This is a genomic window from Pseudomonas sp. P8_241, assembly GCF_034008315.1.
Taxonomy (GTDB): Bacteria; Pseudomonadota; Gammaproteobacteria; order Pseudomonadales; family Pseudomonadaceae; genus Aquipseudomonas.
In genome coordinates this window covers 1216237-1241072 of the sequence record NZ_CP125377.1, presented here as the reverse complement: position 1 = coordinate 1241072, position 24836 = coordinate 1216237, and the positions used below count along the sequence as shown (strand labels likewise).

General features: G+C 59.5%; 26 protein-coding genes. 7 read left to right on the top strand and 19 right to left on the bottom strand.

Going from position 1 to position 24836, the window contains the following annotated elements; genetic code table 11:
* The first annotated feature begins 220 nt into the window (after positions 1–220).
* Genes QMK58_RS05545 through QMK58_RS05535 form a run of 3 tightly spaced genes read left to right on the top strand, consistent with a single transcriptional unit; the run spans position 221 to position 2610 of the window.
* On the top strand, positions 221–1711 hold the full coding sequence (locus QMK58_RS05545) for a leucyl aminopeptidase (RefSeq protein WP_053162298.1): 1491 nt from the start codon (positions 221–223) through the stop codon (positions 1709–1711).
* A 60-nt stretch (positions 1712–1771) separates the two neighbouring features.
* Positions 1772–2200 carry a DNA polymerase III subunit chi gene (locus QMK58_RS05540; protein ID WP_053162300.1) on the top strand — a complete coding sequence of 143 codons (429 nt, stop codon included), beginning with the start codon at positions 1772–1774 and terminating at the stop codon, positions 2198–2200.
* 8 nt (positions 2201–2208) lie between these two features.
* Positions 2209–2610 (top strand): hypothetical protein, encoded by a 402-nt coding sequence (locus QMK58_RS05535; protein WP_053162302.1) that lies wholly within the window; start codon positions 2209–2211, stop codon positions 2608–2610.
* Positions 2611–2730: 120 nt separating this feature from the next.
* Here QMK58_RS05535 and QMK58_RS05530 read toward each other — a convergent pair whose 3' ends face one another.
* Positions 2731–3498 (bottom strand): sulfite exporter TauE/SafE family protein, encoded by a 768-nt coding sequence (locus QMK58_RS05530; protein ID WP_053162304.1) that lies wholly within the window; start codon positions 3496–3498, stop codon positions 2731–2733.
* Positions 3499–3597: 99 nt separating this feature from the next.
* Between QMK58_RS05530 and QMK58_RS05525 the strand changes: the two genes are divergently transcribed.
* Genes QMK58_RS05525 through QMK58_RS05515 form a run of 3 tightly spaced genes read left to right on the top strand, consistent with a single transcriptional unit; the run spans position 3598 to position 6735 of the window.
* Positions 3598–4488 (top strand): LysR family transcriptional regulator, encoded by an 891-nt coding sequence (locus QMK58_RS05525; protein WP_053162305.1) that lies wholly within the window; start codon positions 3598–3600, stop codon positions 4486–4488.
* A gap of 42 nt (positions 4489–4530) precedes the next feature.
* Complete coding sequence (gene xseA, locus QMK58_RS05520) at positions 4531–5910, top strand: exodeoxyribonuclease VII large subunit (protein ID WP_053162306.1); 1380 nt, start codon at positions 4531–4533, stop codon at positions 5908–5910.
* 3 nt (positions 5911–5913) lie between these two features.
* Positions 5914–6735: a M23 family metallopeptidase gene (locus QMK58_RS05515; RefSeq protein ID WP_053162308.1), complete on the top strand. Its 822-nt coding sequence runs from the start codon at positions 5914–5916 to the stop codon at positions 6733–6735.
* 81 nt (positions 6736–6816) lie between these two features.
* Here QMK58_RS05515 and QMK58_RS05510 read toward each other — a convergent pair whose 3' ends face one another.
* The gene (locus tag QMK58_RS05510; RefSeq protein WP_053162310.1) at positions 6817–7173 is read right to left on the bottom strand and encodes a hypothetical protein; all 357 of its coding nucleotides are present in this window, start codon (positions 7171–7173) and stop codon (positions 6817–6819) included.
* A 387-nt stretch (positions 7174–7560) separates the two neighbouring features.
* Here QMK58_RS05510 and leuA point away from each other — a divergent pair, with 387 nt between their 5' ends.
* The gene (gene leuA / locus QMK58_RS05505) at positions 7561–9240 is read left to right on the top strand and encodes a 2-isopropylmalate synthase (RefSeq protein ID WP_053162311.1); all 1680 of its coding nucleotides are present in this window, start codon (positions 7561–7563) and stop codon (positions 9238–9240) included.
* 145 nt (positions 9241–9385) lie between these two features.
* Here leuA and QMK58_RS05500 read toward each other — a convergent pair whose 3' ends face one another.
* The 17 genes from QMK58_RS05500 to iscU form a co-directional block, all read right to left on the bottom strand.
* Entirely contained in the window at positions 9386–10177 is a 792-nt protein-coding gene (locus QMK58_RS05500; RefSeq protein ID WP_053162313.1) for an amidohydrolase, read from the bottom strand.
* Positions 10165–11313 carry a pyridoxal phosphate-dependent aminotransferase gene (locus QMK58_RS05495; protein ID WP_053162315.1) on the bottom strand — a complete coding sequence of 383 codons (1149 nt, stop codon included), beginning with the start codon at positions 11311–11313 and terminating at the stop codon, positions 10165–10167. The genes QMK58_RS05500 and QMK58_RS05495 overlap by 13 nt, the downstream gene beginning before the upstream one ends.
* Before the next feature lie 210 nt (positions 11314–11523).
* On the bottom strand, positions 11524–12993 hold the full coding sequence (der, locus tag QMK58_RS05490) for a ribosome biogenesis GTPase Der (protein WP_017340309.1): 1470 nt from the start codon (positions 12991–12993) through the stop codon (positions 11524–11526).
* Between the two features lie 236 nt (positions 12994–13229).
* Positions 13230–14381, bottom strand: a complete 1152-nt coding sequence (gene bamB / locus QMK58_RS05485) for an outer membrane protein assembly factor BamB (protein WP_053162317.1) — start codon at positions 14379–14381, stop codon at positions 13230–13232.
* Complete coding sequence (locus QMK58_RS05480; RefSeq protein WP_053162318.1) at positions 14374–15015, bottom strand: tetratricopeptide repeat protein; 642 nt, start codon at positions 15013–15015, stop codon at positions 14374–14376. Before QMK58_RS05480 ends, bamB begins: the two co-directional genes overlap by 8 nt.
* Positions 15016–15057: 42 nt before the next feature.
* The gene (gene hisS, locus QMK58_RS05475) at positions 15058–16347 is read right to left on the bottom strand and encodes a histidine--tRNA ligase (protein WP_053162320.1); all 1290 of its coding nucleotides are present in this window, start codon (positions 16345–16347) and stop codon (positions 15058–15060) included.
* 37 nt (positions 16348–16384) lie between these two features.
* Complete coding sequence (gene ispG, locus QMK58_RS05470; RefSeq protein ID WP_007944259.1) at positions 16385–17494, bottom strand: flavodoxin-dependent (E)-4-hydroxy-3-methylbut-2-enyl-diphosphate synthase; 1110 nt, start codon at positions 17492–17494, stop codon at positions 16385–16387.
* Positions 17495–17497: 3 nt separating this feature from the next.
* Positions 17498–18520, bottom strand: coding sequence for a RodZ domain-containing protein (locus QMK58_RS05465; protein WP_053162322.1), 1023 nt, complete (start codon positions 18518–18520; stop codon positions 17498–17500).
* On the bottom strand, positions 18520–19278 hold the full coding sequence (gene pilW, locus QMK58_RS05460; RefSeq protein ID WP_320395975.1) for a type IV pilus biogenesis/stability protein PilW: 759 nt from the start codon (positions 19276–19278) through the stop codon (positions 18520–18522). The genes QMK58_RS05465 and pilW overlap by 1 nt, the downstream gene beginning before the upstream one ends.
* 16 nt (positions 19279–19294) lie before the next feature.
* Positions 19295–20440 (bottom strand): 23S rRNA (adenine(2503)-C(2))-methyltransferase RlmN, encoded by a 1146-nt coding sequence (gene rlmN / locus QMK58_RS05455; protein ID WP_320395974.1) that lies wholly within the window; start codon positions 20438–20440, stop codon positions 19295–19297.
* Between the two features lie 28 nt (positions 20441–20468).
* Positions 20469–20894 carry a nucleoside-diphosphate kinase gene (ndk, locus tag QMK58_RS05450; protein WP_007916882.1) on the bottom strand — a complete coding sequence of 142 codons (426 nt, stop codon included), beginning with the start codon at positions 20892–20894 and terminating at the stop codon, positions 20469–20471.
* A gap of 194 nt (positions 20895–21088) precedes the next feature.
* Positions 21089–21289 carry a Fe-S cluster assembly protein IscX gene (gene iscX, locus QMK58_RS05445; RefSeq protein ID WP_053162327.1) on the bottom strand — a complete coding sequence of 67 codons (201 nt, stop codon included), beginning with the start codon at positions 21287–21289 and terminating at the stop codon, positions 21089–21091.
* 14 nt (positions 21290–21303) lie between these two features.
* A complete protein-coding gene (gene fdx, locus QMK58_RS05440; protein WP_007998670.1) occupies positions 21304–21645 on the bottom strand; it encodes an ISC system 2Fe-2S type ferredoxin in 342 nt (113 codons plus the stop codon).
* Complete coding sequence (gene hscA / locus QMK58_RS05435; RefSeq protein ID WP_320395973.1) at positions 21645–23510, bottom strand: Fe-S protein assembly chaperone HscA; 1866 nt, start codon at positions 23508–23510, stop codon at positions 21645–21647. Before hscA ends, fdx begins: the two co-directional genes overlap by 1 nt.
* A 51-nt stretch (positions 23511–23561) precedes the next feature.
* Positions 23562–24083 (bottom strand): co-chaperone HscB, encoded by a 522-nt coding sequence (gene hscB / locus QMK58_RS05430; RefSeq protein ID WP_053162331.1) that lies wholly within the window; start codon positions 24081–24083, stop codon positions 23562–23564.
* A gap of 8 nt (positions 24084–24091) precedes the next feature.
* The gene (gene iscA, locus QMK58_RS05425) at positions 24092–24415 is read right to left on the bottom strand and encodes an iron-sulfur cluster assembly protein IscA (RefSeq protein ID WP_003227904.1); all 324 of its coding nucleotides are present in this window, start codon (positions 24413–24415) and stop codon (positions 24092–24094) included.
* A 34-nt stretch (positions 24416–24449) separates the two neighbouring features.
* Positions 24450–24836 (bottom strand): Fe-S cluster assembly scaffold IscU, encoded by a 387-nt coding sequence (gene iscU, locus QMK58_RS05420; protein WP_007974006.1) that lies wholly within the window; start codon positions 24834–24836, stop codon positions 24450–24452.

Here is a 24836-nt window from a genome sequence, read left to right as displayed (position 1 = left end):
GGGCTCCCTACCCGCGTTATCGTTGACGACCTTCGCGAGCATGCTCGCGCCTGCAGGGTCGATAATCCAATCGCACAACCGAGGGTTGTCAGGCGCCGGTAGCGAGGTTCAAACTGCGGCCTTTGTCGCCGATCGACCTGGCGCCTTTCTCTTTATAGGCAAGTGGCGCACATACGGTGTCGGGCACTTGCGAGATCACCATCAATTCAGGGAACCGGACATGGAACTGGTTGTAAAAAGCGTTAACCCGGAAACGTTGAAGACCGCCACCCTGGTGGTTGCCGTCAGCGAAGGCCGCAAGCTCGGTGCCGTGGCCAAACAACTCGATGAATTGAGCGGTGGCGCAATCAGCGCCGTACTCAAGCGCGGCGATCTGGCCGGGAAAGTTGGCCAGAGCCTGATGCTGCACAGCCTGCCGAACCTCAAGGCCGACCGCGTGCTGCTGGTGGGCGTGGGCAAGGACGACGAATTGGGTGACCGCCCATTCCGTAAAATCATCGCCGGCATTCTCAACACCCTCAAAGGCCTGGGTGGCAGCGACGCGGTATTGGCGCTCGACGAAGTCGTGGTCAAGGGCCGCGACAGCTACGGCAAGACCCGTCTGCTGGCTGAAACCCTGGTGGATGGCGAATACACCTTCGATCAGTTCAAAAGCCAGAAAGCCGAACCGCGCGCACTCAAGAAAATCACCCTGCTGACCATCAAGGCTGCTCAGGCTGAAGTGCAACGCGCCGTGACCCACGCCACCGCTATCGCCAATGGCATGGCTTTCACCCGCAACCTGGGTAACCTGCCGCCAAACATCTGCCACCCAACCTTCCTCGGTGAGCAGGCGAAAGACCTGGGCAAGGAATTCAAGGACCTTAAAGTCGAAGTCCTCGACGAGAAGAAGATCAAGGCCCTGGGCATGGGTTCGTTCTATGCCGTCGGCCAGGGCAGCGCCCAACCGCCGCGCCTGATCGTCATGCAATACAACGGTGGCAAGAAATCCGAGAAGCCGTACGCACTGGTCGGCAAAGGCATCACCTTCGACACCGGCGGCATCAGCCTCAAGCCGGGCGCCGGCATGGATGAAATGAAGTACGACATGGGTGGCGCCGCCAGCGTATTCGGCAGCTTGCGTGCCGTGCTTGAGCTGAAGCTGCCGATCAACCTGGTGTGCATCCTGGCTTGCGCCGAGAACATGCCAAGCGGCAACGCTGCGCGCCCTGGCGACATCGTCACCACCATGAGCGGCCAGACCGTGGAAATCCTCAACACCGACGCCGAAGGCCGTCTGGTGCTATGCGACGCCCTGACCTACGCCGAGCGCTTCAAGCCTCAAGCGGTGATCGACATCGCGACCCTGACCGGCGCCTGCATCGTTGCGCTGGGCTCCCACACCTCTGGCCTGCTGGGTAACAACGACGAACTGATCAGCCAACTGCTGAGCGCCGGCAAGACTGCCGACGACCGCGCCTGGCAACTGCCGCTGTTTGATGAGTACCAGGAGCAGCTGGACAGCCCGTTCGCCGACATCGCCAACATCGGCGGCCCGAAAGCCGGCACCATCACCGCTGCCTGCTTCCTGTCGCGCTTCACCAAGAACCTGAACTGGGCGCACCTGGACATCGCCGGCACCGCGTGGATCAGCGGCGGCAAGGACAAGGGCGCCACTGGCCGTCCGGTTCCCCTGCTGACCCAGTACCTGCTGGACCGTGCCAAAGCCTGAAACCAATGACCCTTGGCGGCGTTGCTCTCGGGCAACGCTGCCAAAGGCTCAGGAACCGCAATGACCAAAGTCGACTTTTACATCCTGCCCAGCGCCGATCCCTCGGCACGGCTGGACTTCGCCTGCAAGCTCACCGAAAAAGCCTGGCGCATGGGCCACCGCGTATATCTGCATTGCAGCGACGCCACACAGCGCGATGACCTGGATGCGCGCCTGTGGACCTTCAAGGGTGAAAGCTTCGTGCCCCACGGTCCCGCCGAACATGAACCGGACGGCTTGATCGTGCTGGGTTTTGGCGATGACTGTGGTGAGCATCAGGACTTGCTGATCAATCTCGACCTGAAAGTCCCTGCCTTCGCCCAGCGCTTTGCCCGCGTGGCGGAAGTGGTGGTGGAAGACCCGACGATTCGCCAGGCCGCGCGGGAGAGTTTCCGTTTCTACCGCGAACAGGGCTATCCTCTGCAAGATCACCGTTTACAGCGACTCTGAGCATTCCGATGGACACTCCAAAACCGCTGCAACAATCCTCGCACCTGCTGGACGACCTTGAATCGATCCGTCAGTTGCTCGGAGATGACAACCTGCAACCGCCGTTGCTGACCGAGACGGTCGAGGACGACGATCAGGAACAGATTCCCATGTTGTTCGACACCGTTAGCGCTCCCGCGCCGACCGTCGCACCACCCGCCCCTGCGCCCGCGGCCGAACCGGCACCGGCACCGGCGCCAACTGCCATCAAGAACCCCGACGACTTGCTGCACCTGGACAGCGAACTGCGCGCCGCTGCGCAGCTGATCATGCAGGACGTGATCGACGACTTCGCGCCGCACATCGAAACCGAAATCAAACGGCGCCTGAGTGCACGACTGGAGCGGTTGTTGAGCCAGTACAACGATTGAGCTGAAAGCCGGTCATCGTGAAGCCACGAACCGCTCTGTGCACGAGCCCGGCTTGCCGGCGATGGCGCCCTCAAGGGTGCCATCGCCGGCAAGCCGGGCTCCTACAAAAAGCGGATCCGGTCATGCACTGAGATAACGCCCGATCAGGGCAATTCCGCTAGCCAGCACCAACCAGGTGACCAACCGCACGAACGCTTCGCGTGACAAACGCAGGGTCAGCCGCCGACCGACCCAAAGCCCCAATGCCATGGCCGGCAGCAGACACAGTGCCAGCGCCAACAGTGGCAAATCCGCATAGACCCCGGCTATAGCAAACAGACTCAAACGCACCACCGTGCTGCAGCTGATCAATGCGCTTTGGGTGGCCCGGGCTGATTCCTTTGACAAACGGCTGTTCAGATAAATCGCGTACAAAAATCCACCACTGCCAAACAACGCGCCGAACATCCCGCCTACCGCACCCATTGGCACTGCCCACGCGGCCGATAACTGCGTCGGGCGAACCTTTACCCACAAGCTGTAGATTGCATAGGCGCTGATAAACAGCCCCATCAACAGCAGCAACAGATCGGATTTGAGGTTCAGCAGGAACACAACGCCCAAAGCGCAGCCAACCGCCATGCAGGGCAATAACCGCAGCAACTCCGGTTTCGCCACATCCCGCCGCGAGGGCAGCAGGTTGCCGAACGCTGCGACGAAATCCAGCAACACCAGCAACGGCACAATCTTCGACAGCGGCATGAACAAAATCAAAATCGGCGCCGCCACCAGCGCGGTGCCGAAACCGGCGATGCCGAACACGATGTAAGCCAGGGCGATGCCCCCACCAATCACCAGCCAGTCCATGGCGCCAAACGGCCATTGCCCCAGCAACGTCAATGCGCTCATTGCAGCGTTCCTCTATTTAAGTTCGCTGACTTTAGCCATTGCCGAGGGTTGCGACTAATATCGTCAAAGCCACCTACCAATCTCAAAAAGGCATGCCTTATGCTTTCAATCCGGCAACTGCGTTACTTCGTAGAAATCGCTGAGTGCGGCAGTTTTGGGGCTGCAGCCGAGCGCCTGTTCATCGCCCAGTCGGCGCTGAGTCGACAAATCAAGGACATGGAAGCGCACCTGAAAACCCCGCTCTTTGAACGTACTGCACGCAGGCCCCAGCTCACACCTGCGGGGGAAGCTTTTTTACCACGAGCCAAAAATCTGTTGAGCGAACTGATCAAGGCCAGCGAAATGGCCACCAAGATCGGTAGTGGCCAAACCGGTACCTTACGCCTGAGTCATTCCAGCACGGTGCCCATGAGCGGCCGACTGCTACGCAGTGTCAGCGATTATCTTGAACATCATCCCGGTGTATCCATGGACATCGCCCAGTTGTCTTCCGAAGCGCAGCTGCAAGAATTGGCAGACGGTCGACTGGATGTCGGTCTATTGCGTTTGCCAGTGCTCCGCCAGTGCGAAGGGATACAGATAGAGGTGCTTTACGATGAACCTTTGCTGGTGGCAGTTCCGCCCGATCACTGGTTGGCCGGGGACATACCCGGGCAGCCAATCAACCTGGGACAGTTGCGTGAAGAAGCGTTTATTTCCATCCCTCACCCCCAACGAGGAGGGCTTAGCTACCTGTCTGCGCAGTTGTGCATGCGCCAGGGCTTCTTTCCCAAAGCAGCTCGGGTGATGTCGCGTAAAACCACGCAACTGCAATTAATCCAGGCGGGATTTGGTATCGCCCTTTTGCCGGAATCGATGCAGGACATTGCGTCACCCGACGTCCATTTTCTGCCATTGGCAGACCCCGACAGCCATAGCAGCGTCGCCTTGGCATACCGCAAACACCCAACGACGCTGGTTCAACAGTTCATCGATCATTTGGTGATATAGGGATCGTGCATTCACTTGGAAAATGCCTTTAAACTGCGCCCCATGATTAAAGATCCCTTTGCAAGACTCGGCCTGGACCGCGAAGTCCTGACCGTCAGCCAGCTCAACGGCCGCGCACGGGTGTTGCTCGAAGACGTCTTCAGCAACATCTGGGTCGAAGGCGAAATTTCCAACCTCGCCCGCCCGGCGTCCGGCCACGTGTATTTCACCCTCAAGGACAGCGGCGCCCAGGTGCGTTGTGCACTGTTTCGGCAGAACGCCGCACGCGTGCGTCAGGCCTTGAAGGATGGCCTGGCGGTCAAGGTCCGAGGCAAAGTCTCGTTGTTCGAAGGACGCGGCGATTATCAGTTGATCCTCGACACCGTGGAGCCGGCCGGCGATGGCGCCTTGCGCCTGGCTTTCGATGCGCTCAAGGAAAAACTCAGCGCCGAAGGAATGTTCAGCGCCGAGCGCAAAGTGCCGCTGCCGGCGCATCCACAACGCATCGGCATCATCAGCTCGCCCACCGGCGCGGTGATCCGCGACATCATCAGCGTGTTCCGCCGCCGAGCACCGCAGATTCAGCTGACGCTGATCCCCACCGCCGTACAGGGCCGCGAAGCCACTGCGCAGATTGTCCGTGCGCTCAAGCTGGCGGACGCCCGTGGCTTCGATGCGTTGATCCTGGCCCGTGGCGGTGGCTCGCTGGAAGATCTCTGGTGTTTCAACGAAGAGGCGGTTGCCCGCGCCGTCGACGCCTGCGTGACGCCCATCGTCAGCGCCGTCGGCCATGAAACCGACGTATCGATCAGTGACTTCGTCGCCGACGTTCGCGCTCCGACGCCCTCCGCTGCCGCTGAACTGCTGGCACCGGATTCCAGTGATCTGGTGCGCCGGGTCGAAAGCCTGCACCGCCGCTTGGTGATGCGCATGCGCGATCGCCTGATGCGCGACCGGCTGCGACTGGAAGGCATCTCCCGTCGTCTACGTCATCCCGGCGAGCGTCTGCGCCAGCAAGCGCAACGCCTGGATGACCTGGACATGCGCATGCGCCGCGCGTTCGAGCGCAGCCTCAATACCCGTCGCGAGCGGTTGATCCGCCTGGAGACTCGTCTGGCCGGGCAACACCCCGGCCGGCAACTGGCGATGCTGCGCCAACGCCTCGACAGCCTCGCCGAACGCCTGCCCCGCGCCATCCGCGAAGGGCTGAAGAACCGGCGCCTGCAGTTGCACAGCCAGATGCAGACGCTGCATGTGGTCAGCCCACTGGCAACCCTCGGCCGTGGCTATAGCATTCTGCTGGATGAACGCGGCAAAGCGATCCGCAGCGCCGGGCAAACCCAAACCGGTCAGCGCCTGACAGCCAAACTGGGCGAAGGCGAACTGCGAGTCCGGGTCGAAGACAATCACCTGACGCCTGTCACCCTTTCTCTACTGGACTGATCCATGCCACGTTTTTTTGCTCCACTGCTGTTGCTGTGCCTGACCCTCGACGCCCATGCCGACAGTTACATCACCCGCCTGCTGAACAAACCGGTGCCGGGCGGTGTGGCCGTGGTCGACCTGGGCGCTTCGGCACAGGCGCCGAAAGCCAGCTATCAGGGCAAACCCGTATTGGTGGTCAAGGAACAGAACAACTGGCTGGCCATTGTCGGCGTGCCGCTGACGGTGAAACCGGGTGCCCAGTCCATTAGCAGTGGCGGTCGCAATCTGGGTTTCACCGTTGGCAACAAGAAGTACCCGGAGCAGCGCATCACGCTGAAGAACACGCAACAGGTCAATCCGGACCCGGAGAACCTCAAGCGAATCGAGCGTGAACTCGCCGAGCAAATCACCGCTTACCGTACGTTCAGCCCGAACACGCCGAGCAATCTTCTGCTGGATAAACCGGTCAACGGGCCGCTGTCGAGCAAGTTCGGTGTGCGCCGCTTCTTCAACGGTGAAGAGCGTAATCCTCACTCAGGCCTGGATTTCGCAGTGGGCGCCGGGACACCCATCAAGACGCCGGCCGCAGGCAAGGTGATTCTCATCGGCAATTACTTCTTCAACGGCAACACGGTGTTCGTCGACCACGGCCAGGGCTTCATCAGCATGTTCTGCCATATGTCGAAGATCGATGTGAAAGTCGGCCAGCAACTGGCTCGCGGCGGCGTGGTCGGCAAGGTCGGAGCGACTGGGCGGGCGACCGGGCCGCATATGCATTGGAATATCAGCTTGAATGATGCGCGGGTGGATCCGGCGATTTTTATTGGGGCATTCCAGCCTTAAGGAAGATCAAAAGATCGCAGCCTGCGCCAGCTCCTACAGGGATGGATGCATACCCTGCAGGAGCTGCGATCTTTTAGGGCCCTACTCAGCGTCCAGATCCTCAATCCCGTGAACCTCCCGGTCCGCCAGGCAGTGCCTGACCCATTCCTGGGTCTCCTGCGAGAAACCGCTCAACTCCTGCGCCGTGATCAACTCCCGCGCACACAGCCCAAGCAGATGCGAACGCGCTTCATGGCGTGAAAACCGAAAGACGCCAAACGCCCAATACAGCTCCTTCTGCCCGGCCTTCAACAGCTCTTCGCTGGTTTCGATCCGCTCGTAGGGCGCAATGCTCCTGTCCAGCACGATCTTTTCGACGTCGGTCATGATGCGGATGCACATCCGCTCATGGGCTACCGGTCGCAACTCGCAATATCGTTTCCAATCGGACTCGTTCATCAGCGACTCCTGCTTGCCACTCAGGCTTTAAGAATAGTCCCGGTATCAGTCCGCAGCGCCAAACCCTTCGATTGCGCATCGCTCGAAGCATGCGCAAACAAGTCAAATATTTATGCAAAAAACAGCAATAAAATCTCGGCAAATACACAACCAAGAGGATTCCTCTCAATTTTTTTCGACTGCTTGCCATCCTTCCCCCCCAAGGTTAGGGTTGAAGGCATGAAAACCTCGCACACCCTCATTCAGCTTCGCCAGCACCGCAGCCTGTGCCTCGTCAGCGCACGACTGCCGGGCTGAATCGTGGTGCCTCGTACCAAGCAGTACTCCAAGAACTTTTGATCCACCGGCAGGCCGCCTTTTTTCGGCCCACACAATAAGGATTTCCAGATGAGCATGCTCAAAGACCCGTCTTCGAAATACCGCGCGTTCCCGACCATCGACATTCCGGACCGCACCTGGCCATCGAAAACCATCACTGCCGCGCCAATCTGGTGCAGTTCCGACCTGCGCGACGGCAACCAGTCGCTGATCGAACCGATGGACGCCGTCAAGAAGCTGCGCTTCTGGAAAACCCTGGTGCAGGTCGGCGTGAAGGAAATCGAAGCGTCGTTCCCGGCCGCATCGCAAACCGACTTCGACTTCGTTCGCACCCTGATCGAAGGCAACCACATCCCGGACGACACCACCATCCAGGTGCTGACCCAGGGCCGTGAAGACCTGATCGAGCGCACCTTTGAATCCTTGCGTGGCGCGAAGAAAGCCATCGTTCACCTCTACAACGCGACCTCTCCTTCGTTCCGCCGCATTGTCTTCAACCAGGACAAGGACGGGATCAAGGAAATCGCCGTCAGCGCGGCCAAGCTGTTCGTCAAGTACGCGGCCATGCAGCCGGACACCCAGTGGACTTTCGAATACTCGCCGGAAACCTTCAGCGCCACCGAACTGGAGTTCGCCAAGGAAGTCTGCGACGCGGTGATCGAAGTCTGGAACCCGACGCCCGAGCACAAGATGATCCTCAATCTGCCGGCCACCGTCGAATGCGCGACCCCGAACATCTATGCCGACCAGATCGAATGGTTCGGCCGTCACATCAACCGTCGTGACAGCGTGATCATCAGCCTGCACACCCACAACGACCGTGGTACTGGCGTTGCGGCCACCGAATTGGGCCTGATGGCCGGTGCCGACCGTGTCGAAGGCTGCCTGTTCGGCAACGGCGAGCGTACCGGTAACGTCGACCTCGTGACCGTGGCCCTGAACATGTACACCCAGGGCCTGGACCCTCAGTTGGACTTCTCCGACATCGACGGCGTGCGCAAAGTCGTCGAAGAGTGCAACCAGATTCAGGTACACCCGCGTCACCCGTATGTCGGCGACCTGGTGCACACCGCTTTCTCCGGCTCGCACCAGGATGCAATCCGCAAGGGCTTTGCCCAGCAGAAATCCGATGCATTGTGGGAAGTGCCGTACCTGCCGATCGACCCGGCCGACATCGGCCGCAGCTACGAGGCGGTCATCCGAGTCAACAGCCAGTCAGGCAAGGGGGGTATCGCCTACCTGCTGGAACAGGAATACGGCATCAGCTTGCCGCGTCGCATGCAGATCGAGTTCAGCCAGGTCGTGCAGCGTGAAACCGATCGCCTGGGCCTGGAGATGACCGCCAAGCAGATCCACTCGCTGTTGATCAGCGAGTACCTGCAAGCCAACACCCCGTACGCCCTGGTCAGCCATCGCCTGCAGGAAGAAAACGGCAACAGCGCCGTCGAAGTGGAAGTGGCCAGCAAAGGTCAGGGCGAAACCAACCTGCACTGGCGCGGCAAGGGCAACGGCGCCCTGGAAGCACTGGTGGCCGGTTTGCCGATCCCGGTCGAAATCATGGATTACAACGAACACGCCATCGGCGCAGGCACCAATGCCAAGGCAGCGGCCTACATTGAACTGCGTGTGAACGGTGAACGTGCGGTGCACGGCGTGGGGATCGATGAAAACATCACCACGGCCAGCTTCAAGGCGCTGTTCAGCGCGCTGAACCGTTCGCTGAGCCAGCCGGAAGCGAAAGCGGCGTAAGCCATCGCGAAAATGCAAAAGGCCCCAGGGTGCGAACCCTGGGGCCTTTTTTCATTCTGCTGTAGGAGCCGGCTTGCTGGCGATGCTGAGTTCTCGATGCATCTGTCAGGACGTAATCGCTGGCAAGCCAGCTCCTACAGAGTTATCAGGTGAACTCGAAGGTATCGGCATCCAGATTCGCCGGAAACCGCGTGCGATACGCCGCCAGTTGCGCCGCTTCCAGCGTCACCTTGAACACTCCATCCGCCTCCCCTGCACTGAGCAACGTCTCACCCTGGAAGTCCAGCACCTGACTGTCACCGGTATAGGCAAAACCTTTGCCATCGGTGCCGATGCGATTCACCGCCGCCACATAGCAGAGGTTCTCGATCGCTCGCGCCGGTAGCAAACGGTTCCAGTGCTGGCGACGCGCGCCCGGCCAATTGGCGGTGTACAGCAACAGGTCGGTGTCCTGGGCATCGCGACTCCACACAGGGAAACGCAAGTCGTAGCAAATCAACGGCCGTACCCGCCAGCCTTTCAGCTCGAACTGCACCTGACGTTCACCCGGCGTGAAATGGTTGTGCTCACCGGCCATGCGGAACAGATGGCGCTTGTCGTAGTGCAGCACCTCGCCATCGGGCCGAGCCCACAACAGACGATTGCGATGACTGCCATCAGCGGCCTGGACGATGACACTCCCGGTAATCACCGCATCCAGCTTCGCCGCCTGAGCACGCAACCATTTACTGGTCGGTCCGTGTTCCGACTCCGCGAGGGTTTCGGACTCCATGGAGAAGCCGGTGGTGAACATCTCCGGCAGGATGATCAGGTCTGCATCGCGGGCCTGTTCCAGCAGCGGTTCGAAATGTTCCAGATTCGCCTGTCGGTCATGCCAGGCCAGGGATGTCTGGATCAGCGCCACGTTCAGATCGGGCAATGCACTCAGATCACGCATAGTTTCTCCGCTGCTTCACGCAGGGTCTCCTCACGCTTGGCGAAGCACAGGCGCACCAAACGCTGGCCGACCGGCGGCGACTGGTAGAACACCGAAATCGGGATGCTTGCCACGCCGTGTTCGCGGGTCATCCATAGCGCCATCTCGACGTCATTGAGGTCCGGGCGGATCTGCGAGTAGTCGACCAACTGGAAGTAAGTGCCCGTGACTCGCGTAAAACTGAAGCGCGATGGTGCCAGCAAGTCGCAGAACAGATCGCGCTTGGCCTGATAGAAATCCGGTAACTCTTCCACATGTTCAGGGTGCGAGGCCATGAAATCGGCCAGCGCGAATTGCAACGGCGTTACACCGCAGAAGCTCACGTATTGGTGAACCTTGCGCAGCTCTGCCGTAAGCGCCGGCGGTGCGATCACGTAGCCGGTTTTCCAGCCCGTAACGTGATAGGTCTTGCCGAACGAGCTGACCACAAAGGCACGCTGATACAGCTCTTCATGATTCAGCACGCTGACATGAGGTACGCCGTCGTACACCAGGTGTTCGTAGACTTCGTCGCTGATCACATAGATATCGCGGTCACGGATCAAATCCGCCAACTGATCCAGCTCGGCACGGCTGATCAGCGCGCCACTCGGGTTGTGCGGGGTATTAAGGATGATCATCCGCGTACGCGGGCTCAACGCATCGGCGAGCCTCTGGAAGTCGATGCTGAAGTCATTCACACCCAGCTGCACATGCACGCAACGACCGCCAGCCAGTTCCACCGAAGGCTCGTAACTGTCGTAGGCCGGGTCAAACACGATGACTTCGTCACCGCTGTGGATAACCGCCTGAATGGCGCAGAAGATCGCCTGGGTCGCGCCGGGGGTGACCGTCACTTCATGGTCTGCATCGACATTCACGCCATAGCTGCGCGAAATCTTCGCCGCAATCTGCAGACGCAGGAGCGGCAGGCCCGTCATTGGAGAATACTGGTTGTGGCCATTGGCGATGTGCCGCCCGACCGCATCGCACAGGGCTTGCGGGGCATCGAAATCGGGAAACCCCTGGGACAAATTGAGCGCGCCGGTCTGAGCCGCGAGCTGAGACATCTGCGTGAAGATAGTGATGCCGACATTCGGCAGCTTACTGGTGATCATCGGTGATTCCCTGCTCTACACCCGGCTCTACGGCGGCACGGGAGAGCCCGAGGATAGCCCATCCGGCGCCCATAAAAAAAGGGCACTCTGGTGAGTACCCTTTTTACTGCCGCCCCCTGTAGGAGCCGGCTTGCTGGCGATCCTATCACTGCGGTACTTCAGATGAACCGCCATGGTGCCATCGCCAGCAAGCCGGCTCCTACACAAGCGTCAACGCTTGTCGCGGCGCTTCTTGTCGGCTTTCTTGTGGTGCGACATCAAACGACGCTTCTTGTTGACCTGACGGTCGGTGAGCGAGTTCTTGTTGCCTTCGTACGGGTTCTCGCCGCCCTTGAACTCGATGCGGATCGGTGTGCCGACCAGCTTCAGTACACGGCGGTAAGTGTTCTCCAGATAGCGTACGTACGACTTCGGCACTTTCTCGATCTGGTTACCGTGGATCACGATGATCGGCGGGTTCGCACCACCCAGGTGGGCGTAGCGCAGCTTGATCCGGCGGTTGTTGACCATCGGCGGCGCGTGCTCGCCTACCGCATCTTCCAGAATCTGGGTCAGGCGGTTGGTTGGCCAGCGAGTAACGGCGGACTTGAACGAGTTCTGTACGGAGGCGTAGAGGTTGCCCACGCCGGTGCCGTGCAGCGCCGAGATGAAGTGGATATCGGCGTAGTCAACGAAGAACAGTCGACGTTGCAACTCGACCTTCACGAAGTCGCGCTCGCTCGGCGTCATGCCGTCCCACTTGTTGATCGCGATAACCAGCGCGCGACCCGACTCAATGGCAAAGCCCAACAGGTTGAGGTCGTGATCCACCACGCCTTCGCGGGCGTCCATCACAAAGATCACCACGTTGGCGTCTTTGATCGCCTGCAAGGTTTTGACCACGGAGAATTTTTCGACTTCTTCGTGGATCTTGCCGCGCTTGCGCACACCGGCGGTGTCGATCAGTGTGTACTTCTCGTCGTTACGCTCAAACGGGATGTAGATACTGTCGCGGGTGGTGCCGGGCTGGTCATACACGATGACCCGGTCTTCACCGAGCATGCGGTTGACCAGGGTCGACTTGCCGACGTTCGGACGGCCGATGATAGCGATCTTGATCCCGTCTTTTTCGCTCGGGCCAGGAATGCGCTTGGCTTCCTCACCTTCGGCAACGATCTCTTCCTCGCCGTCTTCCGGCTCTTCTTCGTCTTTCGGGAAATCGCTGAGGGCGATTTCCAGCATCTGGGTGATGCCACGACCATGGGCACCGGCGATCGGGATCGCGTGGCCCATGCCCAACGGAGCGAATTCGGCGCGGGCCATTTCCGGGTCGATGTTGTCGACCTTGTTGGCAACCACGTAGGAACGTTTGTTACGTTTGCGCAAGTGCTCGGCGATCATCTGGTCGGCGGCGGTGAAACCGGCCTTGGCATCTACCAGGAACAGAACAACATCCGCTTCTTCGATGGCCAGCAGCGACTGCTCGGCCATCTTTTCGTCCATACCATGTTCGTCACCGGAGATACCACCGGTGTCGACCAGAATGTAGGAACGCCCTTGCCACTTGGCCTCACCGTATTGGCGATCACGGGTCAGACCGGACAAGTCGCCAACGATGGCATCACGAGTCCTGGTCAGGCGGTTGAACAAGGTGGACTTGCCGACGTTCGGTCGGCCCACCAGGGCGATTACGGGAACCATGCGGCTCTCCACTTCGTTATTTCAGAAAATACAAAAGCCGCTGCTAGGCAGCGGCTGGTGCTCGGGGCAACACTGTGTGCTTTCCTGCGGGAGCGAGCCTGCTCGCGAAAAACGCCGGGGCACCGCGTTTATTCAGGACGTAAACGTATTCGTTAACGTCCATCGCGAGCAGGCTCGCTCCCACATTCATACCCACAAGTGAAGCAGCCTGGGGCGGTTAACCCCAAGCATAGTTCTTACTTGATGGTCAGGGCTTCCAGTTTGCCGCTGTTGCCATACACATAAATCGTGTCACCCACCACCAGCGGACGGGCACGCAGGCCGTCGCTGTCGATGCGTTCGCGGCCGACAAAACGGCCGTCCACTTGACTCAGCAAGTGCAGGTAACCTTCCAGGTCACCGACTGCAACATAGCTGGAGAACACTTCCGGAGCCGACAGTTGACGGCGGGCCAGCGAATCGTTGCTCCACAGGGCTGTGGTGGAACGCTCGTCGACGCCTTCAACGGTGCCCGACGACAGGCTCACGTAGACAGTGCCAAATCCTTGGGCGACACCGGCGTAGCTGGACGCATCACGCTGCCAGAGCTGGCGGCCGCTTTGCAGATCCAGAGCGGCAACGCGCCCCTGATAGCTGGCGACATACAGCGTCTCGCCCGACAGCAGCAAGCCGCCGTCGATATCGACCACACGCTCCAGCTCCGAACGACCTTGCGGGATCGCTACACGCTGTTCCCACACCGGCACACCGTTGGAGATATCCACCGCAACCACTTTACCGGTCGACAGGCCAGCCACCGCGAGGCGGTTGGTCACGATCGGCGCACTGGTGCCACGCAGGGTCAGTACCGCAGGCGTGCTGTCATAGATCCAGCGACGGTTACCGGTAGCGGCGTCCAGGCCGATCAGGCGATCGTCCTGAGTCTGAACCACCACAACGTCACCGTTGTTGGCCGGCGGCGCAAGGACTTCGCTGGACACGCGAGCGCGCCATTTCTCTTCGCCGTTGATGGCGTCGAGGGCAACGATTTCACCCTTGATCGTACCGATCGTCAGCAGACCGTAAGCGACGCCAACGGCGCCGGAGACAGGCAGCTCGAGATCCTTCTTCCATTTCACGTCGCCGTTGCTGCGGTCCATGGCCATGACCACACCGGTAACGTCGGCGGCATAGATGGTATCGCCATCGATCGCCGGGACCAGCATGTTATACGACTCGCCCTGACCGTCACCGATCGAACGACTCCACTGCTTTTGCAGAACCACTTCTTCCTTGAAGTCGACCAGTTCGGCCGGTGGCAGTTCTTTTTTGCTGTTGCTGCTGCAACCCGCGGCCAATAGGGCCAGAGCCAGCAATGCTGCATGTTTCCAACGAATCACGTCACGCATCCCCTTTGGCCAGGTCGTCCAGCTTGATTTGCAGGCCACCGACCGCCGCTTCGTCCGACAGTGCCGCCTTGGCTTTTTGATACGCCGCGTTCGCTTCCTCGGTACGACCCAACTGCACCAGCAGGTCGCCCTTGAGTTCTTCGCGAGTGGCCAGGAACGCCTTGTCGGCATCGCCTTCCAGCAGTTTCAATGCCTCGTCGGCCTTGTTCTGCGCACCCAGCACCTGAGCCAGACGCTGACGGGCGATTTCGCCCAGTGCCGGGTTGGCCGGTTTGGCGACAATGGCTTTCAGTTCGGTGGACGCGTCATCCAGCTTGCCGCTGTCGACCGCAACCTTGGCCACGAACAGGCTGCCGTATTGCGCATAAGCGCTGCCGGCAAACTCAGTGTTGAGCTTGCCTGCCAGGTCCGCCACGCGGGCAGCATCAGGCTTGCCGTCGGGCGTCAGCGTGGTTTCCAGCAATTGCTGATAGAGGATCGAGGCGCCTTGCGACTGATTGCTCTGATACTTGTGGAACGCCTGCCAGCCGAACACGATGACCAGCGCCAACAGGCCGCCAGTAACCAGGGGCTTGCCGTTGCGCGACCACCAATCCTTCAAATCCGCCAAATTTTCGTCTTCGGTACTCGACACCCCAATACTCCTTAATCGCTAATTCGGCTGTTTAAGACAGCTTCAACCCTGCACGACGCAGGTGGCCAGGTGAGCGGCAAGCGCATCCCAGGCAATGCTTTGTTGTTCGCCCTGGCCACGCAGGGGTTTGAAACCTACCACTTGCTGGGCCATTTCGTCGTCACCGAGGATCAGTGCATACAACGCACCGCTCTTGTCGGCTTTCTTGAACTGGCTTTTGAAACTGCCGGCGCCGGCGTTCACTTGCAGACGCAGGTTGGGTAATTGATCACGCACACGTTCGGCCAGGGCCAGACCGGCCAACTCCGCTTCTTCCCCGAAGGCACAGAGATAGACATCGACCTGACGGGAGATCTCTTGCGGGATCTGCTCCAGGGTTTCCAGCAACAGCACCAGCCGCTCGATGCCCATGGCGAAACCCACGCCGGCAGTAGGCTTGCCGCCCATCTGCTCGACCAGGCCGTCGTAACGACCACCAGCACACACGGTGCCTTGGGCACCCAGTTTGTCGGTGACCCATTCGAAAACGGTCTTGCTGTAGTAATCCAGACCGCGCACCAGCTTCGGGTTGATCACATAAGGAATACCGGCAGCATCCAGGCGAGCCTTCAGGCCCTCGAAGTGCAGACGGGACTCTTCATCGAGGTAGTCAGCCATTTTAGGTGCGTCGACCAGGATCGCCTGTGTGTCGGCGTTCTTGGTGTCCAGGACCCGCAACGGATTGGTCTTGAGGCGGCGCTGGCTGTCTTCGTCCAGCTTGTCCAGGTGACCGGACAGGAACTCGACCAGCGCTTCGCGGTAACGACCACGGGATTCACTGGTGCCCAGGCTGTTGAGCTCGAGCTTGACCGCGTCACGAATACCCAGCTCGCCCCACAGGCGCCATGTCAGCACGATCAGCTCGGCGTCGATGTCCGGACCGTCGAGGTTGAACACTTCGACACCGATCTGGTGGAACTGGCGATAACGACCTTTCTGCGGACGCTCGTGGCGGAACATCGGGCCGATGTACCACAACTTCTGTACCTGACCACCACCGGTGATGCCATGCTCAAGCACTGCTCGCACACAAGCCGCTGTGCCTTCCGGGCGCAGGGTCAGGGAATCACCGTTACGGTCGTCGAAGGTATACATCTCTTTTTCGACGATGTCCGTCACTTCACCGATCGAGCGCTTGAACAGCTCGGTGAACTCGACGATCGGCATGCGGATCTGCTTGTAACCATAGTTATCGAGCAGACGCGAAACGGTGCCTTCGAAATGACGCCACAGGGGAGTCTGCTCGGGCAGGATGTCGTTCATGCCACGAATGGCTTGCAATGACTTGCTCACTTTAAATCCTTAAATTCGTTCGGCTCTTCAGTCAGGTTCAGCCGCGCGCAATAACGGCAGCGTCAGCCTCGACCTTTTCGGCCGCTTTCTGGCGGATCAAGCGTTCAAGCTCATCCACCAGATTGTCATTCGTCAATTTCTGCGACGGCTTGCCGTCGATGTAAATCAGGTTCGGTGTGCCGCCGGTCAAGCCGATATGGGCTTCCTTGGCTTCACCCGGCCCGTTGACCACGCAACCGATGACCGCAACATCCAGCGGGACCAAAAGGTCTTCGAGGCGCCCTTCCAGCTCGTTCATGGTCTTGACCACATCGAAGTTCTGCCGCGAGCAACTCGGGCAGGCGATGAAGTTGATGCCACGGGAACGCAGGTGCAGGGACTTGAGAATGTCGTAGCCGACTTTCACTTCCTCGACCGGGTCGGCCGCCAACGAGATGCGGATAGTATCGCCAATCCCCTCGGCGAGCAGCATACCGAGGCCCACCGCAGATTTCACTGTACCTGAACGCAAACCACCGGCTTCGGTGATGCCAAGGTGCAGCGGCTGGACAATTTCTTTTGCCAGCAAGCGGTACGCTTCGACGGCCATGAACACGTCAGAGGCTTTAACGCTCACCTTGAAGTCCTGGAAGTTCAGGCGCTCCAGGTGTTCGACGTGACGCAGGGCCGATTCGACCAGTGCCGCCGGGGTCGGCTCGCCATATTTCTTTTGCAGGTCTTTTTCCAGGGAGCCGGCGTTAACGCCGATGCGGATAGGGATCCCGCGATCGCGGGCGGCATCGACCACCGCTCGCACACGGTCTTCGCGACCGATGTTGCCCGGGTTGATCCGCAGGCAGTCCACGCCCAGCTCGGCTACGCGCAAGGCGATGCGGTAGTCGAAGTGAATGTCGGCAACCAGCGGCACCTTGACCAGTTGCTTGATCTTGCCGAAGGCTTCAGCGGCGTCCATGTCCGGTACGGAAATCCGCACGATATCGACACCGGCCGCTTCCAGACGATTGATCTGGGCGACAGTGGCCGCGACATCGTTGGTGTCGCTGTTGGTCATGCTCTGCACAGCGATAGGCGCATCGCCGCCAACAGGCACGTTACCGACCCAGATCTTGCGCGATTCGCGACGTTTGATTGGAGATTCGCCGTGCATGACTTATTGACCCAACTTCAGGCGAGCAGTCTCGCCACTGGTGAACGGAGCAACATCAACCGCCTTGCCGTTGTAACTGACCTGTGCGCCACGGGCATAACCCAGACGCACAGCAAACGGCGGTTTGCCGCTGACGGAAACGTTTTCGCCTTTACGCTTGAGACCACTGAACAGCACTTTACCGCTGCCGTCGGCCACCTGCGTCCAGCAATCGGTGGTGTACTGAATTTGAACCTGACCCTGACCGGCAACCGGAGCAGTCGCAACAGGAGCGGGGGCGCTCGGCGCAACAGGAGCCGTCACAACAGGGGCCGGTACCGCAGGAACTGCCGGGGCTGGAGTTGCCGCAGCAACTGGTACTGGCGCAGTGCTATGCGCAGGTGCAACAGGTGCTGGAGCCGTAGGCGCAACGGGTGCGACTGCCGGGGTTTCAACCGGGGCTTCGTCCAAGGTCTCGGCCTGTGGCAGGGCCAGGGCTGTCTCGCCTTCCGCCTGACCTTGCGCGACAGCCTGGTCTTCCGGCTCGTCCAGCGGATGAATCTGTGTCGTACCGTCGGCACCTTCGACTTCAACGTGCTCGGGAGTCAGACCGATCAGGTCCTTGGTACGCATCGAGGTCTGATCCTGCCACCAGACGAAACCGCCACCGATGACCGCGACCAGCAACAGCAGGCTGACGATTCGCAAAATGGTGTGGGAAACCCGCACAGGCTCTTCAATACGACCCAGGCTGTGAACATTGCTGCCCTGGGAGTCGGTGCCGGTGGATTGATCGAATTGCTGGACCAGAACGGCCTGATCCATGCCGAGCAATTTGGCATAAGCGCGAATATAGCCACGCGCGAAGGTATGCCCAGGCAGCTTGTCGAAAGCGCCGGCTTCCAGATTGCTCAGGGAAGTAGTGGTGAGGTTGAGCTTGAGGGCCACTTCGGCCAGCGACCAGCCATTGCTCTCGCGGGCCTGGCGCAAAGTCTCACCGGGGTTTACGCGATTCGCTGCTACAACTTCGGGATGCGCCGCTTTCATCATTGCTCCGACAGGTATTGCTGATATTCCGGGGTACCGGGATAGAGTCTTTTTAGTTGCAGGCCTTGACTGGCGGCCTTGTCGCGATCTTCAAACACTTTTGCCAGCCGAATGCCGAGCAATAGACTACGTGCATTTTGCTCGGTGAGCTGGCTAAAACGGTCGTAATAATCACGCGCGGGCACATAATGCCTGTCTTCGTAAGACAACTCAGCCATTTCCAGCAATGCACGTGGTTGTTGCCGATTCAAACGCAGGGCTTTTTCCAGCTGTTGCTGGGCCAATTCACGCTGCCCCAGCATCGCCGCCGTCATGCCCAGATTCTCAAATACCCGCGAACGCTCAGGATACAGGGTATCGGCAGCGGCTTGTTCAAAGCGCTCGTAGGCTTCCTTGTAACGCTTTTGCTCGTACAGAAAACTGCCGTAGTTGTTGAGGATTCGCGCATCGGAGGGACGGGAAGACAGCGCCTTGCGAAAATGCTGGTCGGCAAGTGCAGATTCCATCTCGGCCTGAAACACCAGCCCCAGCGCCGCGTTGGCGTCCGGGTCTGCATCGTCCAGATCCAGCGCCTTCTTCAAGGGTACTTTTGCACGCTCGGTCATGCCCTGTTGCAAGTAACCGATGCCCAACTGCACATAGGCCTCACGCGCTTCATCACGGCCCTTGCTGGTCTTCATCGGGTTGTAATCGCCCGAAAGCACGCAGCCAGCACACAGGCTGGCCAACAGCAAAAGCAGCGCAAAGCGCAGGGACATAGAGATCCTCTCTTGATTACTTGTTCGCGGCGTCTTGGGCCATATCGTTTTCGGCGTTCAATTCACGCACGGCGATATAACGTTCGCTGCGACGGGTGCGATCCAGCACCTGCCCTACCAGTTGACCACATGCCGCGTCGATGTCTTCACCACGGGTGGTGCGGACAGTGACGTTGAAACCTGCATGGTGTAGCTGATCCTGAAAACGACGAATCGCATTATTGCTCGGACGCTCGTAACCGGAATGCGGGAACGGGTTGAACGGGATCAGGTTGATCTTGCACGGGATGTTCTTGAGCAGCTCGATCATTTCCACCGCGTGCTCGACCTTGTCGTTCACGTCTTTAAGCAAGGTGTACTCGATGGTCAGCACGCGCTTCTCGCCCAGGGACGACATGTAGCGCTGGCACGACTCGAGCAGCATCTTAAGCGGATACTTCTTGTTGATCGGCACCAATTGGTTACGCAATGCGTCATTCGGTGCGTGCAGGGACAACGCCAGGGAGACGTCGATGTGCTTGGAGAGCTCATCGATCATCGGCACCACGCCGGAAGTCGACAGGGTCACACGGCGCTTGGAAATGCCGTAGCCCAGGTCGTCCATCATCAAATGCATGGCCGCGACGACGTTGTCGAAGTTCAGCAGCGGCTCACCCATGCCCATCATCACCACATTGGTGATGGCACGGTCGACGGTTGCCGGGACGCTGCCAAAGGATTTGTTGGCAATCCACACCTGGCCGATGACTTCGGCGGCGGTGAGGTTGCTGTTGAAGCCTTGCTTGCCGGTGGAGCAGAAACTGCAATCCAGGGCACAGCCTGCCTGGGACGAAACGCACAAGGTGCCGCGCTTGCCCTGGGGAATGTACACGGTCTCGACGCAGCTGCCGGACGCCACGCGCACCACCCATTTGCGGGTGCCGTCGCTGGAGATGTCCTCGCTGACCACTTCCGGACCACGGACCTCAGCAACAGCCTTGAGCTTTTCGCGCAAGACCTTGCTGACGTTCGTCATGGCGTCGAAATCATCGACACCAAAGTGGTGAATCCATTTCATTACCTGACCGGCACGGAAACGCTTCTCCCCGATTGAGTCGAAGAATTTTTCCATTTCCAGCTGAGTCAGACCCAGCAGGTTAGTTTTTACAGTCGATGTAGTCATGGATTCACCTTCACTCTTAAGCCAATGCTTAGCGAGTGGTTACTTCAGTAGCTGCGAAGAAGTACGAGATTTCGCGAGCGGCAGCGGCTTCGGAGTCCGAACCGTGTACAGCGTTGGCGTCGATGGAGTCAGCGAAGTCAGCACGGATGGTGCCGGCAGCAGCTTCTTTAGGGTTGGTAGCGCCCATCAGCTCACGGTTCAGAGCGATAGCGTTTTCGCCTTCCAGAACCTGAACGACAACCGGACCGGAGATCATGAAAGCAACCAGGTCGCCGAAGAAACCACGAGCGCTGTGCTCAGCGTAGAAGCCTTCAGCTTCAGCTTTGGACAGTTGCTTCAGCTTCGAAGCTACAACGCGCAGGCCAGCTTTTTCGAAACGAGTGGTGATCTCGCCGATAACGTTTTTTGCAACAGCGTCAGGCTTGATGATGGAGAAAGTACGTTGAACAGCCATGGTGTAACTCCAGAAACGGTAATTTACGAAAAATTAAACCCGCGAATTATACGCGGGTTCTCGGGTATTGCCTAACTGAGTGACGGGCGCGACGTCTGTAGGAGCTGCCGGAGGCTGCGATCCTTTGATCCCGATCCTGCGCTTGAAATTCAAGTGGATGGAAAAGATCGCAGCCTCGCTTCGCGAGTCAGCTCCTACTCGCGTTCTTCGATCCAGTGGGCCTGAATGGCCTCCAGGATCTTTTCGCCACAATGCTCAGGCAAGTCGTCGAACTCGGGCAGTTCCATCACCCATTTGCGCAGATCGACGAAGTTGACCGACATAGGGTCCACGTCGGGCTTGCTATCAGCCAGCTGGATCGCGATTTCCAGCACATCAGTCCACTTGAGTTTCATGACAATTCCTTGAATCAGTGCGGTGCTTCGGCTGCGTGGTTGAGCGAGTACTTTGGAATCTCGACGGTCAGGTCTTCGGTACCGACCTTGGCCTGGCAGCCCAGACGGGACTCACGCTCAAGACCCCAAGCCTTATCAAGGTAGTCCTCTTCCAGCTCGTCAGCCTCTTCCAGCGAGTCGAAACCCTCGCGAATGATGCAGTGGCAAGTGGTGCAGGCACAGACGCCGCCACAGGCACTTTCCATCTCGATGTGGTGCTCGTGGGCCAGCTCGAGGATGGAAATACCCGTCTCAGCCTCCACGACCATGCCCTCAGGGCAAAATTTTTCGTGTGGCAGAAAAATGACCTGCGGCATCAGATATCCTCGATTTCATTCAGGTTGCGCCCCGACAGAGCGGCTTTCACCGTCAAATCCATACGGCGGGCAGCAAAAGCATCGGTCACTTGCGACAGACGCTTGGTCTGCTGCTCGATGGCGTAACCATCGGTACCTTTCATCAGTTCGGTCAGTTCCTGCACCTGCATGTCGATGACCAGTCGCTCTTCGGCGTCGAGCAAGCGCTCGCCGTCGACCTCCAGAGCCGCCTGCACCGCTTCGATCAAGCGCTGGGCGTCGACCTGCTGCTCACGCAATACACGAGCAACCTTGTCGTCATTGGCGTGCTGGAACGAATCCTTGAGCATTTTGGCGATTTCGCCGTCGGTCAGACCATAGGACGGTTTGACTTGAATGCTTGCCTCAACGCCCGAACCGAGTTCGCGGGCGGAAACACTGAGCAGACCATCGGCATCGACCTGGAACGTCACGCGAATCTTCGCCGCGCCCGCCACCATCGCCGGAATGCCGCGCAGCTCGAAGCGCGCCAGCGAGCGGCAGTCGCTGATCAGCTCGCGCTCGCCCTGCAACACATGGATCGCCATGGCCGACTGGCCGTCTTTATAAGTAGTGAAGTCCTGGGCGCGGGCGACGGGGATGGTGGTGTTGCGCGGAATCACCTTCTCCATCAGGCCGCCCATGGTTTCCAGGCCCAGGGACAACGGAATCACGTCCAGCAGCAGCAGTTCATCGCCGTCGCGCTTGTTGCCGGCCAGGGTATCGGCCTGGATCGCGGCACCGATGGCCACTACTTGATCCGGGTCGATTTCAGTCAGCGGCTGACGACCGAAGGCTTCTGCCACGGCTTCGCGAACACGCGGCACGCGGGTCGAACCGCCCACCATGACGACCGCATGCACGTCTTCCAGCTCGACGCCGGAATCGCGAACAGCGCGACGGCAGGCTTTCAGGCTGCGCGCGACCATCGGCTCGATCAACGCACCGAAGGCTTCGCGGGTCAGCTCGGCTTTCCAGTCGCCGTGGGCCACTTCGACCGACGGGGCATTGGTCAGCGCTTCCTTGGCCGCACAGGCGGTTTGCAGCAGTTGACGCTGCGCACCCGGATCGAGATCGGCGGACAGACCCGCGCTCTCGATGATCCAGCCAGCAATGGCGTGGTCGAAGTCATCGCCGCCCAGGGCACTGTCGCCGCCGGTAGCCAAAACCTCGAAGACACCGCCGGTCAGGCGCAGAATCGAAATATCGAAAGTACCGCCACCCAGGTCGTAAATCGCGACCAGGCCTTCCGCGTGTTGATCCAGACCATAAGCCACAGCGGCTGCGGTCGGCTCATTGAGCAAACGCAGCACGTTCAGACCGGCCAGCTTGGCCGCATCCTTGGTGGCTTGACGCTGAGCGTCGTCGAAATAGGCCGGAACCGTGATCACTGCGCCGACCAATTCGCCACCCAAGGTTGCTTCAGCGCGCTGGCGCAGGACCTTGAGGATATCGGCGGAGACTTCGACCGGGCTTTTCGGGCCCTGGATCGTCTCGATGAACGGCATGTGCGACTCGCCACCGACAAAGCGGTACGGCAACTGATCACCCAGCTGCTTGACGTCGGACAGACCACGACCCATCAAGCGCTTGACCGACAGCACGGTGTTCAAGGGATCGGTAGCGGCTGCCAGTTTGGCGGATTCGCCAACTTCGACGCGATCAGCGTGATAGCGCACGGCAGACGGCAGGATGACCCGCCCTTCTGCGTCGGCAAGCGGCTCGGAAAGACCACTGCGCAATGCAGCGACCAGCGAATTGGTAGTGCCCAAGTCGATCCCCACAGCCAGGCGACGCTGGTGCGGTTGAGGACTTTGGCCGGGTTCGGCGATCTGCAGTAGGGCCATCGTTATCAGGACTTATCTGTATATCAGGCGTGCGACCGGAGCGGCACTGGGTTAATCGTCGAGGCGCTCTTCTAACTGGCGCACTTCGTAGGTGAGCTTGTCGAGGAACTGCATGCGTCGCATCAGGCGTTCGGCCTTTTCGCGTTGCACGGCATCGTTCCAGCAAGCTGCGAAGCTTTGGTTCAGTTCATCCTGGGCAGCCTTCAGGCGACGCTTGAAGACAGCAACGCCCTTGAGGTCGGCGCTGTCCTGCAGGTCTTCGAGCTCTTCACGCAACTCCATCTGTTGCAGAAGAAACTCCGGATCATGCACCGTGACCTCCAGCGGCAGCTCGCCACCATTCAAGGCGAGCAGGTAACGCGCACGCTTGGGTGGGTTCTTGAGCGTCTGGTAGGCCTCGTTGAGGCTCGCGGATTGCTCTAGCGCCAGCCGCTGCTCACGCTCGGAAGCGTCGGCAAAGCGGTCCGGATGAACACTGCGCGCCAACTCACGGTAGCGCGTAGCCAGCTGGTCGAGGTCCAGATCGAAACTCGGTTGCAGCTCAAATAAAGCGAAATGACAAGGAGTACCCACGACAAGCCTCAGATGTTGAAGCTTTCGCCGCAGCCACATTCACCGCGTACGTTGGGGTTGTTGAACTTGAAGCCTTCGTTCAACCCTTCCTTGACGAAATCGAGCTCGGTGCCGTCCAGGTAGGCCAGGCTCTTCGGGTCGATGATCACTTTTTCGCCGTGACTCTCGAACACCTGGTCCTCTGCAACCACCTCGTCGACAAACTCCAGCACGTAGGCAAGGCCGGAACAGCCTGTGGTGCGAACACCCAGACGAATCCCTTCACCTTTGCCGCGCCCGTCGAGGGAGCGCCGCACGTGTCGAGCAGCCGCTTCTGTCATGCTGATAGCCATCGGTGACTCCTTACTCGTCGCCAAAACTCGAAAATCAGATCAAGCCTTTCTTCTGCTTGTAATCGCGAACAGCCGCCTTGATGGCGTCTTCAGCGAGTACCGAGCAGTGAATTTTCACTGGCGGCAAGGCCAGTTCTTCAGCCAGCTGAGTGTTCTTGATGGTTTCAGCTTCGTCCAGGGTCTTGCCCTTCATCCACTCGGTGGCGAGGGAGCTGGAAGCGATAGCCGAACCGCAGCCGTAGGTCTTGAACTTGGCATCTTCGATGATGCCGGCGTCGTTGACCTTGATCTGCAGGCGCATCACGTCGCCGCACGCCGGAGCGCCGACCATGCCGGTGCCGACATCAGGATCTTCCGCGTCCATCTTGCCGACGTTACGCGGGTTTTCGTAGTGGTCGATGACCTTTTCGCTGTAAGCCAT